12 protein-coding genes are annotated in these 15,503 nt (G+C 62.4%); 6 read left to right on the forward strand and 6 right to left on the reverse strand.

Features of this window, described 5'->3' with window-relative positions; genetic code table 11:
• Nucleotides 1–55 precede the first annotated feature (55 nt).
• Nucleotides 56–793 carry a GntR family transcriptional regulator gene (locus tag ACOJSI_RS03670; RefSeq protein ID WP_420136941.1) on the forward strand — a complete coding sequence of 246 codons (738 nt, stop codon included), beginning with the start codon at nt 56–58 and terminating at the stop codon, nt 791–793.
• Nucleotides 794–1,475: 682 nt separating this feature from the next.
• Nucleotides 1,476–4,331 (forward strand): TonB-dependent receptor domain-containing protein, encoded by a 2,856-nt coding sequence (locus tag ACOJSI_RS03675; RefSeq protein WP_420136906.1) that lies wholly within the window; start codon nt 1,476–1,478, stop codon nt 4,329–4,331.
• 169 nt (nt 4,332–4,500) lie between these two features.
• Here the strand turns inward: ACOJSI_RS03675 and ACOJSI_RS03680 are convergent, their stop codons facing one another.
• On the reverse strand, nt 4,501–6,114 hold the full coding sequence (locus ACOJSI_RS03680) for a S10 family peptidase (protein WP_420136907.1): 1,614 nt from the start codon (nt 6,112–6,114) through the stop codon (nt 4,501–4,503).
• A gap of 247 nt (nt 6,115–6,361) precedes the next feature.
• Here ACOJSI_RS03680 and ACOJSI_RS03685 point away from each other — a divergent pair, with 247 nt between their 5' ends.
• The gene (locus tag ACOJSI_RS03685; protein ID WP_420136908.1) at nt 6,362–7,402 is read left to right on the forward strand and encodes an aldo/keto reductase; all 1,041 of its coding nucleotides are present in this window, start codon (nt 6,362–6,364) and stop codon (nt 7,400–7,402) included.
• Between the two features lie 96 nt (nt 7,403–7,498).
• Here the strand turns inward: ACOJSI_RS03685 and glsA are convergent, their stop codons facing one another.
• Entirely contained in the window at nt 7,499–8,434 is a 936-nt protein-coding gene (glsA, locus tag ACOJSI_RS03690) for a glutaminase A (RefSeq protein WP_420136909.1), read from the reverse strand.
• Between the two features lie 235 nt (nt 8,435–8,669).
• Between glsA and ACOJSI_RS03695 the strand changes: the two genes are divergently transcribed.
• Nucleotides 8,670–10,727, forward strand: a complete 2,058-nt coding sequence (locus ACOJSI_RS03695) for a TonB-dependent siderophore receptor (protein ID WP_420136910.1) — start codon at nt 8,670–8,672, stop codon at nt 10,725–10,727.
• Nucleotides 10,711–11,922 carry a PepSY-associated TM helix domain-containing protein gene (locus ACOJSI_RS03700; RefSeq protein WP_420136911.1) on the forward strand — a complete coding sequence of 404 codons (1,212 nt, stop codon included), beginning with the start codon at nt 10,711–10,713 and terminating at the stop codon, nt 11,920–11,922. Before ACOJSI_RS03695 ends, ACOJSI_RS03700 begins: the two co-directional genes overlap by 17 nt.
• A gap of 34 nt (nt 11,923–11,956) precedes the next feature.
• On the opposite strand, the gene ACOJSI_RS03705 is transcribed toward ACOJSI_RS03700, so the two are convergent.
• The 4 genes from ACOJSI_RS03705 to ACOJSI_RS03720 all read right to left on the reverse strand — a co-directional run bounded on the left by ACOJSI_RS03705 (nt 11,957) and on the right by ACOJSI_RS03720 (nt 14,801).
• Entirely contained in the window at nt 11,957–12,532 is a 576-nt protein-coding gene (locus ACOJSI_RS03705; protein ID WP_420136912.1) for a DUF308 domain-containing protein, read from the reverse strand.
• Between the two features lie 111 nt (nt 12,533–12,643).
• On the reverse strand, nt 12,644–13,288 hold the full coding sequence (locus ACOJSI_RS03710) for an NrsF family protein (RefSeq protein WP_420136913.1): 645 nt from the start codon (nt 13,286–13,288) through the stop codon (nt 12,644–12,646).
• A complete protein-coding gene (locus ACOJSI_RS03715) occupies nt 13,275–13,880 on the reverse strand; it encodes a sigma-70 family RNA polymerase sigma factor (protein ID WP_420136914.1) in 606 nt (201 codons plus the stop codon). The genes ACOJSI_RS03710 and ACOJSI_RS03715 overlap by 14 nt, the downstream gene beginning before the upstream one ends.
• A 75-nt stretch (nt 13,881–13,955) precedes the next feature.
• The gene (locus tag ACOJSI_RS03720) at nt 13,956–14,801 is read right to left on the reverse strand and encodes an oxidoreductase (RefSeq protein WP_420136915.1); all 846 of its coding nucleotides are present in this window, start codon (nt 14,799–14,801) and stop codon (nt 13,956–13,958) included.
• 69 nt (nt 14,802–14,870) lie between these two features.
• Here ACOJSI_RS03720 and ACOJSI_RS03725 point away from each other — a divergent pair, with 69 nt between their 5' ends.
• A complete protein-coding gene (locus tag ACOJSI_RS03725; RefSeq protein WP_420136916.1) occupies nt 14,871–15,452 on the forward strand; it encodes a TetR/AcrR family transcriptional regulator in 582 nt (193 codons plus the stop codon).
• Nucleotides 15,453–15,503 lie beyond the last annotated feature (51 nt).

Below are 15,503 nucleotides of genomic sequence, written 5' to 3' on the forward strand. Positions count from 1 at the left end.
CCGTACAGGGGGCGGGTATGCCGCACCGACGCATGGTCGGAGGGGGATGCTCACGTTGGTCTTCTCGCAGCAAATTGGAAGATTTCGGCCGGGTAATCCGGCCCCCCTATACCTGCAGTTGCAACAGCTGATCCGGGCGGCGATTGGCGGCGGGGTACTGGCGCACGGCGATGCTATCCCGGCAGAGCGTGATCTGGCGGTCGAGTATGACATCTCCCGGATCACCGTGCGCAAGGCAATCGCCGGACTGGTGGAGGAAGGGCTGCTGATCCGCCGGCGTGGGGCGGGCACCTTTGTTGCCGGGCGGGTGGAGAAAAGCTTCTCGAAATTATCTTCCTTCTCCGAGGATATGGCGGCCCGCGGAAAGGCGGTCACCAGCAAATGGATCAGCCGTGTGGCCGGTACGGTAAATCCGGAGGAAGCGCTCGCTCTCGGCCTTTCTCCGGGAGCGACCGTGTTCCGCTTCCACCGAGTGCGGCTGGCAGATGGGCAGCCCATGGCGCTCGAATTCGCCACGATCGCTGGCTATTGCCTGTCTGGCGTGGAGGCGGTGCATGACAGCCTATATGTCGCGCTGGAAGCAACAGGCAGTCGCCCGGTGCGTGCGCTCCAGCGGCTGCGCGCGGTGCCGTTCAGGCTCGACCATGCGCGCTTGCTGGGCGTGGCGACCGGCACCCCTGGCCTCCTCATCGAGCGCCGCGGCTTCATGAGAGATGGACGCGCCGCGGAGTTCACCCGCTCTTATTATCGTGGCGACGGCTATGATTTCGTCGCGGAGCTGGCGGACGCGTAACAGCGTAGCAAACGGCGTGCGGGTCGCCGCTCTTAATATCCCGACGAGTTCAGCAACGCCGGCTTAACTGCAGGTCGGCGGTGCTGGTTCATTGCGTGTCGTCTGAAGCCTAGGAGCCCAACGCCGCTGGAGCCGACAGCCTGCATTTTCGCTCGCTACAGGAAACAAATTGGTATTGCTCGCAAACTTGTAGTTAAATAACGCGGCAGCAGGCGAGCTATCTTTAACCATTTCGGATATAATGGCTGAATTCAGCCGTTCTTGGCCTGCCGGCGCGCACCTCTTCAAGCCGATAAAGGAGTGACGAGACTGCAACATACCGGCAAACTTTCGCAAAGGTTATAAAGCGGTATTGACTGTGGATACCATTGGTGGAAGCTCAATGCGTACACGTAACGATGTAAGGGGCGTAGGCATGCTGAGACATTCGGTTTCGATGATCGCGCTGATGGGCGCGATGACCTTGGGCGGGGTGGCATCGGCCCAGTCTTCGTCGCTGCCTTCGGCGGAGGCTGTTACTAATACGGCAACCACGCCTGACTCTGAGATGTCCGCGCAGGCTGCTCCTACTGCAGATGATAGTACGACTCCCGCTGCCGAGCCTCAGCCGGCCACATCGTCGAGCCAGGCTCCGACGGGCGATGTGGTCGTAACCGGAACGCGCATTCGCCGCCCTAACGCCGTGGCGGCCGCCCCGATTACGTCGGTGACTTCGCAGGACATCAAGCAGCAGGCGCCGCTGAACGTGGAGGAGGTGCTGAACCGCCTGCCGCAAGTGGCACCCGACAATCAGCAGACCTATTCGGATTCGGACGGGCGGCAGCGGATCAAGCTCCGCAGTCTGGGCTTCGAGCGCACGCTGGTGCTGATCGACGGTAAGCGCATCGGCACCCAGAACGGCCAGGACACCAACATCATTCCCGTGTCGCTGCTGGAGCGGGTGGACGTGCTTACGGGGGGTGCCTCGTCCGTCTACGGCTCAGACGCCGTTGCCGGCGTCGTCAACTTCATCCTCAAGCCGGATTTCGAAGGGATCCGGCTGGACGCGAACTATAACTTCTACCAGCACAACAATACGTCCAACATCGTGTCGCGGACCGCCAATGCGGCGGGCTTTCCGGCGGCGTCGGGGAACAGCGCCGACGGCGGTCGCGCAGACTTGACCCTGACGGCGGGCACCTCGCTGCTGGAAGACCGGCTCAAGGTCTCTGGTTTCATCAACTACAAGCATGTCGATTCGATCGGTTATGCTGACCGCTCCACCGCCGCCTGCGGCATCGTGCAATTGTCCAAGGACGGACCCGTTTCCTGCCAGTATCTGGGCTATCCCCGTGCCGGCTCGATCACGCCGCAAGCGGGCGTCGCCGCCGGGACTAGGCTGGTCAACAATCCTGACGGCACGCGCGCCTTCATCCCCTACGGCACCGGCTTCGGCACGGACTCCAATTATTTCGACGTCTACAACGATCAACGGCCCGATGAGCGCGTCAACGCCGGCGGCTTCTTTACGATGAAATTCTCCGATGCCGCCGAGCTCTACGGGTCGGCCATCTGGTTCCGGGACAAGTCGCGCAATGTCTATCCCACCGTGCTGCAATCGTATGCAGCCTACGGCTCGACCCCCTATCAGGTGAACTGCAACAATCCCTTCCTGTCGAGTTCGCAGGCGACCACCTTGTGCGGAAGCGCGGCGGGCACGTCTGCCATGGCGCCGATCGATCTGAGCTATCGCCTCAACAATGTGCCGACGGCCGACGACATATACCTCAACAAGGGTATCCGGGGGACGGGCGGCATACGCGGCAAGCTGGGTGACGCCTGGACCTACGACCTCGGCGGCGTCTATGCGCGCAATCAGCAGAATTGGACCACGGCCGGACAGGCCAATTTTACCCGCCTCAACAACGCGCTCAACGTCGTCAACGTGAATGGCGCTCCCACCTGCGTTGCCGCCATCAACGGTACTGATCCGGCCTGCATTCCCTTCGATGCGTTCAGCGCCGGTAGCGGCAGCCGCGCGCTAATGGACTATCTCTTCGCCGGCGCCGCGGGCACGCAGAAGAACGTGAGCAAGCTTTACGACGGGCAGCTCAACATCACGGGCGATCTCGGCAAATACGGCATCATCTCGCCTTTCGCCAATGATGGCCTGGCGGTCGCTTTCGGCACCGAATTCCGCAAGGAGACCTTTGCTTCTACGGCCGATGCACCGTTCCGCACGATCTTCGGCGGACAGGACATACATCTCAAGCAGCATGTGTGGGAAGCGAACGCCGAGATCCAGGCGCCGCTGGTCCAGGACAAGCCTTTTGTGCACCAGCTGCAGTGGAATGGTGGTTTCCGAGTTTCCAAATATAACGTGAACCCCGACCGCTTCACCACCTGGAAGCTAGAAGGCATTTACTCGCCGGTATCGGACATCACGTTCCGAGGCTCGTACAACAAGGCGCAGCGCGCGCCGACCTTGGTAGAAAGCTACCAGGCGTCCAATATCAGCTTCTCACGCCAAGGGGGCTCCCAGAACGATTTCTGTGCGCCGGTGGCGCGCCAGATCCCGGATCCCAACAATCCCGGCCAGACCATAACGACCACCGTGCCGCTTGCCTCGCGCGACGTGTGCCGGGCGACCGGCTTGGCGGACAATCTGTACGGCAGCTCGACGCTGCTCTGCCCGAACAGCCAGTGCACCGTGCGCCAGGGGGGCTTCAACGCGGATCCGGAAACGGCCTACACGCTCACGTACGGCCTGATTCTCAAGCCGCGCTTCATCAAGGGGCTGTTCCTTTCGGTTGATCGGTACCGGGTTAAGATCAACAACTCGCTGACCTACAACGGCGACTCTTATTATTACGATGGGTGCTTGCGGACAGCAGATCCCTATTTCTGCTCCGGTTTCGTGCGTGCGGCCGATGGTACGCTGAGCGCCTCGGCGGCGTCCAACCCGACCAGCGGCTTCATCCGCGCCGGAACCACCAATTATTATTATTCGATCGCGCGCGGTTATGACTTCCAGGGTCAGTACACACTGGCGCTCGGCCCGCGCTTCGGCCACGTGGATTTCGATTTCAACGGATCGCTGACGACCTTCGCCGGCGGCCAGGACTCTCCGATCCAACCGCTACGCAATTGTGCGGGTTATTTTGGCAACGGGTGCGGTCAACTGTTGCCGCGCTGGGCGCACACGTTGCGCACCACCTACAATACGCCAGGCGGGCTGTTCAGCGCGTCGTTCAACTGGCGCTACACGGGCTCTCTTACCAATGCCAACAACTCCGGTGATCCGGCCATCGGAGGCACGGCAGATCGGGCGCAGACCACCTTCTACCGTATTGGGCCGCAGAGCTTTTTCGATCTGGCGTTGAGCTTCAACGTCGACAGCCGTTTTACCCTGCGGCTGATAGCCAACAACGTGTTCGACAAGAACCCGCCGTTGATCGCCAACTCTTACGATATCAGCTTGGCGCACAACAACACTTTCCCGCAGCGCTATGATGCGCTGGGTCGCAACATCGGGATCAGCACTACCGTCAAATTCTGATCATCATGCGTCGGAGATCGGCGCGCTAGCTTTATCGAGTTGGCGCCCGATCTCAACACGTTGCGGGATGTGTCGGATCTTTGCCCGAGAAGGCAGGTGCGTAAGAGGAGGCCGCGGTGCAACTTCGCACCGCGGCCTCCTGCCGTATCATCTCGAATGATTTACGAGCTCAGGACGGGGCGTGGCCCCCTGGCCGATCATGGGCCGCGGCGGCGACAGTCGAATCGTAGAAGTCAGCCAGATCGTTGTGCAACTGATGAAGTGCATCCGGATTGAGGTAAATCATGTGGCCCGACGGGTAGTAATGGAAGCTCACGTTGGCGCGGAGTTTCTTGTCGAGCATCATATGCGCAATGTCATATTCGGTGGCGAAGAATGGCGTGGCCATGTCGTACCAGCCGTTCAGCGATAGCACTTTGAGGTAAGGATTGGTTCGTATCGCTGCGGCGAGATCGACCGCGACGTCCGGATTGTTCATCGCATCGCTGTTGCCGGGCGCCTTGTGCTTCCAATTCCAATCGAACCCCTTCAGCCCGTATGCCGATACGCGATAGGGGAGCGGAGACTTATACTTCAGCTCCCGCTGGACATAATCGTTGAAGGTTGTGACGAAGGCGCCCGATATCGCCGTATCCGAAGCGTCGAAATCCGGGCTTTCCCCCGCTGAATCCGTGTCGACGCCGGTATAGCGGCTGTCGAACCGGCCCACCGTCAGGGCTTGGTCGCGCAGCAGTTCCTTTTGGAAGCGGTTGAGATCGACGCGCAGGTTGGCGCGCTTGATGAACGTCGCCGAGAGCCCGGTATATGCCGCCATCTGATCGGCGATCGCGTCGCGCTCTGCATCCGGCAGATCCTGGCCTTTCGAAAGCGCCAGCGCGTAGGGGCCCTGTGCGAAGGCTCGGACCTGCTGAAGAAAGCTTGGGAGGTCTGCCGGCCGATTGGCGATGCGATTGTGATACCAGGCGGTCGCCGCGTAGCTTGGCAAATAGCTAATATAACCCTGATCGTAACCCTGCTGCTCAATGCCGTAATTGAGGATCGAGGAGAGAAGCACGACCCCGTTCAACGCCATGCCACGGTCTTGCAGCTGGTACGCGAGGGCGGCAGAGCGGGTGGTTCCATAGCTTTCGCCGAACAGAAATTTGGGGCTCGTCCACCGGCTGTTCTTGGTGGTCCAGCGGATGATGGCTTTGGCGAAGGCATCCGCATCCTCATCGACGCCCCAGAAATCCTTACCGGTGGCGTCGCCGAGCGGACGGGAATAGCCGGTGCCCACCATGTCGATGAAGACGAGATCGGTCTTGTCGAGCAGCGTGTCGGGGTTGGGGCCGAAGCGATAGGGGGCCGGGCGAATGGATTCCGGACTGCCCGTCTGCACGCGCATCGGCGCAAAGGACCCCATGTGGAGCCATACCGAAGCTGAGCCTGGCCCCCCGTTGTAGAAGAAGGTGACCGGGCGGCTTCCGGGAGGCGCTCCATCCAACGTGTAGGCCACGTAGAAGACGCTCGCGGTCGGCTTGGCGTCGTCATCCTGAATCGTAACCGTGCCTGCCGCGGCGTGATATTTCAGGGTCCTGCCGCCTACAGCAACACTATGGGCGGTGACGCTCTCTTCCTCTTTCACCGGTGTCAGCGGCCACTCGTCGGCAATCTGCTGGGCAACCTTTTCGTTATGCTTATCGACCGCCGAGCCCGCTTTTCCATCGCCGGACTTGCTCGTGTCCTGGGCCGATGCGGGCTGAGCGGCGACAAGAAGGGAAAGGAGCAGAACGGCTTTCTTCACACAGTGACCTTTTCCGATCGTCCCGACACCGACGCCTTCGGCACAATGGGCGGCGCAGCACCAAGCTCTATGATATAATATATCCTGCACAGCCTCCGAGCTGCGGTCAATAGTATGCAGCAGCTGCCTACTTCCACCATTGCCTGCTGGGCTATGTGCGCAAACCCGACGTGGATCGGCCTTGCGCCAAAAGCGGCCTTCGGTGCGTTGGGCGGTGAAAGTGCCCTTCGTCAGAAAGTCTCATATCATGCGCTACAACAAGCTTGGCCGCACCGGCCTGTTCGTGTCCGAAATGTGCCTGGGCACCATGACCTTCGGTGGTGCTGGTGAGGATATGTGGAGCAAGATCGGCCAGCTTGGGCAGGCGGAGGCAGATATGCTTCTTCGCACGGCGATCGATAAGGGTGTCAACTTCGTCGACACGGCCGACGTGTATGCCGATGGCCGGTCGGAGGAGATTACCGGCCAGGCGATCCGCAATCTCGGCGTGAAACGTGACGAGATCGTGGTGGCCACAAAGGGCTTCGGCGCGACCGGCGAAGGCCCGAACGGGCGCGGGGCGTCGCGCTACCATCTGATCGATGCCTGCAAGGCAAGCCTGAAGCGGCTGCAACTCGACCATGTCGATCTCTATCAGGTCCACGGCTTCGATCCGGCGACCCCGATCGAGGAGACGCTGCGCGCGCTCGATACGCTTGTTCAGCATGGACACGTCCGCTATGTCGGTGTGTCGAACTGGGCCGCGTGGCAAATTGCCAAGGCGCTCGGCATCGCGGAGCGCCTGGGGCTGCACCGCTTCGCCTCGCTTCAGGCTTATTACACGCTGGCGGGACGCGACCTTGAGCGCGAGCTTGCGCCGGTGCTGCTGTCCGAAGAGGTTGGCTTGATGGTCTGGAGCCCGCTGGCGGGCGGGTTCCTTTCAGGCAAATATAGCGGGGGTGGCACCGCCGCCGACGGCCGCCGCGCGGCCTTCGACTTTCCGCCCATCAATACGGAGCGTGGTGACGCCGTCATCGCAACGATGCGCCCGATTGCGGAGTCGCGCGGGGTATCGGTGGCGCGCATCGCGCTCGCCTGGCTTTTGCACCAGCGCGTCGTGACCAGCGTGATTGTGGGCGCCAAGCGCCCGGACCAGCTGGAAGACAATCTCGCCGCTGCCGAGATTGACCTGACCGGCGAAGAACTGGCGGCGCTTGACGCAGTCAGCAAGCTGCCGCGCGAATATCCGGGCTGGATGCAGGAGCGTCAGGGCCAGCAGCAGCGCGATCTCCTCGCATCGCGTCGCTGATCGGTGGCGGCATGAGGGTTTGAGGGTGTGCGTACGGCAGATCGTCTGACGCGCCAGGGTAGGGGCGCTTTAGGCCAGCTGTAGGACGCGTTCGGTTCAGCACGGCGGCCCGAAAACCGACCAGCCGGTGCGGTCAGCAAGCATCTCGAGCGCGCGGACGCCCTGCATGGAGTTGCCGTGCTGATCGAGATTGGGGGACCATACTGCAATCGAGGCGATCTCCGGTGCGATCGCCAGAATGCCACCGCCAACGCCGCTTTTGGCGGGCAGGCCTACCCGCATCGCAAAATCGCCCGACCCGTCATAATGGCCGCAGGCCATCATCAGAGCCAAAACCTCCCGCATACGCTTGGCTCGCGCATCTTCTGCTGGATCGTCGCACGCTCGGCGCGTGTGCGCCAGGAACAGACCGGCCTGGGCCAGTTCGCGACAATCGAGCGCGATGGCGCATTGATGCACATAAGCTTCCATCACCTCGTCGATTTCCGAGCGGAAATTGTCGTGATGTCGCATGAAGCTCATCATCGCGCGATTGAGGTCGCCGCCCTCGCGTTCGCTGGCGAGAACGTCGTCGTTGAGCGGAAAGCTTCGTCCATCGAGTTGTTTGCGTACGAACTTCACGACCGCATCCGCCTGGGCGTCGTCGCCAAGCTGCTCGACCAGCGTATCGACGACCACCAGCGCTCCGGCGTTGACGAACGGGTTGCGCGGCAGCCCCTTGGTTCGCTCAAGATCGATGATCGAATTGAACGGATCGCCGGACGGCTCCCGGCCAACTCGCTCGAACAGTCTCTTGCCGACCGCACACAATGCCATTTCCAGCGCGAACACTTTAGCGATGCTTTGAATAGGAAAGCGTGCGTCGGCCGCGCCCGCACGCAGCACCCGTCCATCCGTTGTCGCGATGGCCATGCTGAACGGCCCCGGCGTCAGCCCCTCCTGCTTGGCATCGGCGGCGTTCTCAATCTCTGCGGCGGCATCGGCAATCTCTGCCGTAATCTCCTGGATGATCCGCTCTAGAGATGTGGTCACGTCATTTCCTTGCTGCATCGATCCAATGACATCGGACTATGCACGCCAGCGCATATGGTTGCCTCGCCCGGAATTCAGGGATCACTGCCGCGCCATCAGCTGGGGCAACTCGCACCTGCTCAGCAAATGATATTGCGACTTTGTCGCATTAGCGCTAGATCGTCCCTGACAAAGGGGATCTATGGGAATTCAGCGATTTGTAGGCGTAGCGTGGCTCGCGCTGAACGCCGGCACCGTGTTTGCTGCAGATGCAGCAGGGGCAGAGCGCGACCTTCGCAGCGAAGCTGACGACGTCGTCGTGACGGCACGCGTCGACAATCGCGTGTCGGTGGGCAAGTCCGACGCCCGACTTATCGAAACGCCGCAGTCGGTATCGGTGGTGGATTCAACCTTCATCGAGACGATCAACACTAAGACGATCAGCGAAAGCCTCGGCTATACGCCGGGCCTCATCACGCAGCCCGCCAGCTTCGCGCGATCGGCCGACAATGTTTATCTGCGTGGTTTCCCGGTCAACACCGCCGACGGCAGCATTCTGCTCGACGGACTGAAGCCCCAGGCATCGACCTATGGCGGCGGCATCGAGCCTTACGCGCTGGAGCGGATCGAGGTGCTCCGCGGCGCGACCTCGGTGCTCTACGGTCAACTCGGCCCGGGCGGGGTGATCAATGCGGTGACCAAGCGGCCGTCCTTCACCGCGTCCGGGGAAATCCGCGCACAATATGGCAGCTTCGATCGCAAGGAACTCGCAGCTGATTACACCGGCCCGCTCGCAGACAATCTGGCGGTTCGGCTGACCGGGCTGATCCGCGATTCCAATACCGAAGTCGATTATATCAAGGACAATAAGCGCTACATCGCGCCCGCGCTGACCTGGCGGATCGATGGCAAGACGGAACTGACCTTGCTCGGCAGTTATCAGGAAATCCGGATGAACTTCGCCGCGCCGTTAAGCACGCAGCTGGTGACCGGAGCCGGCCTCCCGCGTGGCCCGGTCCCGCGGGACCGCTTTGTCGGTGAACCCGATTTCGATCGGTATGATGCCGATCAGTGGAATGTTGGTTATCGCTTCAGTCATGCATTTTCCGATGCCGTCCGTTTCGAGAGCGCCCTGCGCTATTATGAGGGCACGCTGGACTGGGATTATCTGCAGGTTGGCGCGGTCACGACTGCCGGGGATCTGAGCCGGGCGATCAGTTATCGGCGCGAGAAGACGACCAGTCTTTCCGCCGATAACCGCATCCGCGTCGATCTTAACACCGGAACCATGAAGCATGAATTGATGGCTGGTGTGGACGTCTACGTACCGACCTACCGCAATGATCGCTTCCAGAACGGGTCGGTCACGCCGATCAACATTTATCAGCCCGTCTATGGCGCCGTGCCCGTGGTCGACAAGACACCGAGCCGCAATCGCGGCGCCGACGTCCGTTCCAGGCAGATCGGCATCTATTTCCAAGATCAGATGCGGATCGACGATAAGTGGATATTGGTCGCGGGCGGACGACAGGACTGGAGCCGCAACCGGACGCGGCTACGCGCCAACGGGGTCGACACGCAGCAAAAGGATGACGCCTTCACCTGGCGCGCCGGGTTGGTTCATGTCGGCGACAATGGCCTGGCACCTTATGCCAGCTATTCGCGCTCCTTCGCGCCGCAGATCGGTACGACCTTCGACGGCGCTCGCTTCGTGCCCAGCCGGGGCGAACAATATGAAGCCGGTATTCGCTATCAAAAGCCCGGCTCGAAAGTATTGCTGAGCGCGGCCGTGTACCAGCTTACGCAAACCAACGTGCTGACGCCGGACACACGTCCTGCTGCGGCCGGCTTCAGCGTCCAGACCGGCGAGATCCGTGTGCGCGGCATCGAGGCCGAGGCTCAGGCCGAACTGGTGCGCGGCCTGAACGTGCTGTTTGCGGGCGCCTATTTCGATCCGCGGATTACCCGTTCAAACAACCCGGCCGAGCAGGATCAGCGGCCGACCTTCGTGCCGCGCTATACCCTGTCGGCCTTCGCGGAATATCGTCTCGCGAGCGTCGGACTGGACGACGTCAAAATCGGCGGTGGCGCACGCTATATCGGCAAAAGCAACATCGTCGGCGCTACCTTCGACAATGCCGCCTACACATTGTTCGATGGTGTTGTGGAGTGGACACCGGGGCCTTGGCGGGTCGCGCTCAACGCGCGCAACCTGTTCAACAGGAAATATACATCCTGCCTGTCGAGCGGCATCAACGCCTGCCGCTATGGCGATCCTCGCATCATAACGGGCACCATTGGCTACCGTTTCTGATCTGGCGAAGCCCGCGACCGGCCGCGCGCGTCCCAAGGGGCGGTCGCGCTGGTGGCGGGTGCATGCCTGGATCGGACTGAAGCTCTCGCTGTGCCTGTTCGTGATCCTGTTTTCCGGCACGCTGGCGGTGCTGGGCAATGAGATCGATTGGCTGGCGGATTCGGCGATGCGCGCCCGGCCGGCTGCCGGAACCGGTGCGTCGTGGGGGGCGATCGCGGCCAACGCCCAGGCGGCCGTACCCGGCGCAAAGATCGACCTGATCGAGCGCGGACCTGATCCGTGGTTCGCGACGGTTGTGGTGTTGAAGGCACCGGATGGCCACCGCCGTCGGGTGCTGGTTGATCCGGCGACCGGCAAGGTCAATCGGGTCGCGCCCTTTGGCGGTGCCGAACGTTTCCTCCGCGACTTTCACCGCCGTTTCATGCTCCCCGTGGCGATCGGTTTGCCGATCGTGACAGCCTTTGCGCTGCTGATGGTCGCGTCGCTCGTCACCGGGCTGATCAGCTACAAGAAATTCTGGCGCGGCTTCTTCCGCAAGCCCCGTGGCGACAATCTGCGGACGACCGCCGGCGATCTTCATCGCCTTGCCGGGCTATGGAGCATCTGGTTCGTCTCGCTGATCGTGGCGACCAGCCTCTGGTATCTGATCGAGCTGTTCGGCGGGGCTGCGCGGCCGCTGCTTCCGCTGGAGCGCGCTGCCAAAGGCGCACCGACGGCGTTGGTGCAGCCGGTCGGTGCGGAGCTCGACCGGCTCGCGGCGGCAGCACGTCAGGCCTATCCGCAATTGGTGGTGAAGCGCGTCCTTTATCCCTTTCCCGGCATGCGCATGGTCGGCTTCCAGGGCGATGCAGGCACGATGCTGACGACGGAGAAAGCCGACGCCGTCTTCGTCGATCCCGCGACAGGGGCAGTAGGCCTGCGTGTAATCGGCAAAACGCTGAACGTGCATTCTCGCATTTCCGAAATGGCTGACCCCATTCACTTCGGGACGTGGGGTGGATTGGCGAGCAAGCTCGTCTGGTTCGTGTTCGGCCTGTTTCTGACCGGCCTCTCGGTAACCGGCATGATCGTCTATGCGACCCGCCTGCGGGGCGGCATAGGTGTCTATCTGCGCGGGGCGTCCTGGTGGCTGGCTCCATCGGGGATCTTGGTGATGGCGGCGCTCTGGTTCACGCCCAAGGTTCTGGCCGGCTAACGGACCGGCCAGAAATCAATAGCGGGACTTGGGCTCACCGGCGCTTGAGAGCGAGGACGACCGCGGAGATGGTGAAATAGACCGCGCCGAAGGCCGCATAAGGGGCCACGATGGCGACGCTCACCGGGGATGCTAGGTTGGTCGCCTGGACCAGGAAGTGCGCCCCCGCCAGCGTGGATTGCGCACCGCTCAGGATCTGCGGCCATTGCGCGCTGGCGCTCCGCCACCGCCGCACACCGGTCGCGAGCTGGAGCAGGCCGGATAGGGTGGCCCACACGCCGATGACGCCGATGGATGCGTGGAGATCGTTACCCACGGTGGCGATGACAGCGACCATGACGATCGCGCTGACCACGACGTTGAGGAATTGCGAAGGGTTGGCCAGCAGCCCGCCACTGCGTCTGGCATCGATCAGATTGGCGAGACAATCCCATGCCGGATAGGCGACGAGCAGCGCCGCGCCGATAGCGGGCTGCGCTTTGCCGATTGTGAAAGCGAGCGCCACCCACAGGAAGGAGACAAGGGCACGAACGCCGTAATAACGTTTCAGCCAATGCGATCCCGCGTCCTTGGCTTCGGCAGAATAGGGCGGTTTCGCGGTGATGATCATGATGGTCTCCTGGTGAAGCGCGAAAGGCGCGATGGTTCGGTCCCGAGCGGCTGTGCGTCGGGTGGCAAAGGGGGATGATCTGGGCAGGTGCCGCCGCCGCGGCGGCGGGCGCTACAAGCGGAAGCGGCGGGGCAGCAGCCAGCGTGCCATCGCGGCGACAATGGCAATGGCCACCGAATACCAGACGATGATGTAGAGCGGATCGTTCATGGGGCAGCAGGCAGTGAAGACCAGCGCGCCGCAGGTCGACGCGGCGAGACCGCATGCCAAGGCGCTCTCCTTGGGGTGCACCGGAGCCGCTCGCCGCATCACAACGGCCAACGCCGCCATCATCGGCAGCGAAAGTACGATGATGGCGGCGGCGCAGCGCGCGCCATGCATGGGTGCAAGCCGTTCGAGGATTGGTTGAGCATGCTCGGCGGCGGACGTCACCGCCAGCCCCGCGAAGATGGCCAGAACGCCCAACACCGCCGCCACCATCATACCGTGATGTGATCTGCTGGGCGGCGCCAGGGAGCGCATGGCAAGCGCGCACGTCACCCCGGCGAGCAGCATCAGGCTGCCCATCTTCCACATCATTGGCGCGGACAGGATCATCCGCCCCATGTCCGGCCGCATGATGCCCGCACCCAGGATGATCGCCAATTCCGCGCCGGCGAGCGCCAGCAGGAGCAACGCCTCACGCCACATGCTCCGGCGGCGGATTGGTGCCAGATCTGCGGACAGGGTGGAGATCAGGGCATCAATCGATGTCATGGCTTTTCTCTAGATAAGCGGTCAGACGGGCGAGCCCGCGATGGATGTTCATCTTCACGGCCGAGGCGGATAGGCCGGTCTCGCGCGACACATCGTCGATGCTGTAGCCCTGCAGCTTCACCAGCATGATCGCCTGGGCCTGCGCCGGTCGAAGCTGGTCAAGCAGGTTGCCGAGCACGGATGCGCTCGTCACCGCTGCCTCGTGATCGGGGACGGCAAGTTCACTCAGCTCTTCGGAAGGACGCCGTCCCATCGCACGCAGCTGATCGATCCACTTATTCTTGGCGATGCCGGCGAGCCAGGCCTTGAACGGGTATTGGGGATCATAAGTGTGGCGCCGTCGATGGACCGCCATCAACGTCTCCTGCACGGCATCGTCGGCCTCGCCGGTGGGTAGGCGGCGCTGGAAATAGCGCGTCAGCCAGTCGGAGATTTCCGTCAGCAATCTCTGGTAGGCGCCGCCATGGCCCGCCTGGGCGGCACACATCAGCGCGGCCCATGTATCGGCGTCGGTCGCGCTGCCGGCCGCTTCGCTGGCACGCCGCGAAGCGCCCGGTGGGGCTCTCAGGCGGAAGATGGGGTTTGCGACCATGTTACCTTATTCGACCGCGATCGACTTAAGGTCACCATTTGCTTCAAATTTCTTTCGCGCGCGCCGGTAACACGATCAGTCAGCGAAGGCGGTGGAGCGGGAGAGCGTCTCCCAAGCGGCGATCTCTGCCTTCATCGCGTCCAGCTTCTGTTCGACCAATGCCAGCGCATCTTCGCCCAGGAACAGCCGCGTTGGCGGAGAGGGGGCGTCGACCAGCGTGAGCAGCGCCTGTGCCGCCTTCGCCGGATCGCCCGGCTGATGGCCGCTCTTCGCCTGACGTGCGGCCCGGATCGGATCCATCACCTGATCATAATCGGGGATCGATCGCGCCGCGCGGTCCATCGATCGCCCTGCCCAATCGGTCCGGAACTGCCCCGGTGCGAGCGCCGTGACGAAGATGCCGAAGGGGGCGACCTCCTTGCCGAGTGCCTCCGAAATGCCCTCCAGCGCGAACTTGCTGCCACAATAATAGGTGATGCCGGGCAGCGTAATGAAGCCGCCCATCGACGTGACGTTGATGATGCGCCCCCGGCGGCGTTGCCGCATGCCCGGCAATACCGCCTTCATCATGGCAACTGGCCCGTACACATTGGTAGCGAATTGGCGCTGGAGGTCGTCGAGCGAGGATTCCTCCAGCGCTCCCTCATGGCCATAGCCGGCATTGTTGACGAGCACGTCGATCGCACCGGCACGTTGCTCGGCTTCCTCTACGGCCTGCGGAATGCGGGCATAATCGGTAAGGTCGAGCTGCAGCGGAAAGGCGCGGTCCGCGCTGAGGCGCGCAAAGGCGTCGGCGTCCTCGTTTCGCCGAACGGTGCCGATCACGCGATGGCCGGCCTCGAGGGCAGCCCGCGCGAAAGCCTGGCCAAGTCCGGAGCTTACACCGGTGATCAGGAAGGTTTGGGAATTGCTCTGTGCCATGTCATATCTCCCATATTGCGATCTATATCATGATATAGATACTGTTGTACGCTGATCAAGGATGGGACAATGGCCGCGAGAGGTGAGCCGCTTCGTCAGCAGGTGCTCGACGCCGCCGAACGTCTGCTTCGACAGGGCAACGCGGAATTTTCGATGCGCGAACTGGCGGCGGATGCAGGCGTCAGCTTTGCCACGCCATTCAATCAATTCGGCAGCAAGGCCGCCATCATGCTCGCGCTGTCGGCACGCCGGATCGATACCATGGCGGAACGGTTTGGCGGTTTTACGACAAACGAGGACGCCGCGATCGGCGTCCTTCGCGCCACGGAAATTGCCAGTGCGGTGATGCTGGAAGAACCGCAGGTCAACCGTACTGTGATGGGCTGGATCGGAATGCCCGGCCTATCTTCGGCCAAGGTGCTGGACCACTCGTCCGCCTTGTGGGCGCTCGCGCTCGGCACCGGGGATGGATTGGCGCAAGCCCGGCGGGAACAGGCGCTGCGCGATCTGCCCCGGCAGCTCGCATTCGCCTTTCGCGGCGTTCTGTCCTTCTGGACTGCAGGGGAATTGTCCGACGAAGCGCTGGCGGCCGAGGCGCGGGATGTCGCGCGCGCGCTGCTGCAGGGCTTCCTTGATGACAAGGAGACATGACCATCCGTCGCACGGCGCTTCGTGTTGCGCTGGACGCGTTCTAATAGGGCA

Origin of the sequence: Sphingomonas sp., from assembly GCF_048595155.1 — a bacterium.
Classification (GTDB): domain Bacteria; phylum Pseudomonadota; class Alphaproteobacteria; order Sphingomonadales; family Sphingomonadaceae; genus Sphingomonas_I.

Bases quoted from the DNA above. Each gene is read 5' to 3' on its own strand.
- ACOJSI_RS03705 (WP_420136912.1), bottom strand. From the start codon at position 12,532: ATGATCATCACCGCGAAACCGCCCTATTCTGCCGAAGCCAAGGACGCG.
- ACOJSI_RS03710 (WP_420136913.1), bottom strand. From the start codon at position 13,288: ATGACATCGATTGATGCCCTGATCTCCACCCTGTCCGCAGATCTGGCA.
- ACOJSI_RS03715 (WP_420136914.1), bottom strand. From the start codon at position 13,880: ATGGTCGCAAACCCCATCTTCCGCCTGAGAGCCCCACCGGGCGCTTCG.
- ACOJSI_RS03685 (WP_420136908.1), top strand. From the start codon at position 6,362: ATGCGCTACAACAAGCTTGGCCGCACCGGCCTGTTCGTGTCCGAAATG.
- ACOJSI_RS03725 (WP_420136916.1), top strand. From the start codon at position 14,871: ATGGCCGCGAGAGGTGAGCCGCTTCGTCAGCAGGTGCTCGACGCCGCC.
- ACOJSI_RS03720 (WP_420136915.1), bottom strand. From the start codon at position 14,801: ATGGCACAGAGCAATTCCCAAACCTTCCTGATCACCGGTGTAAGCTCC.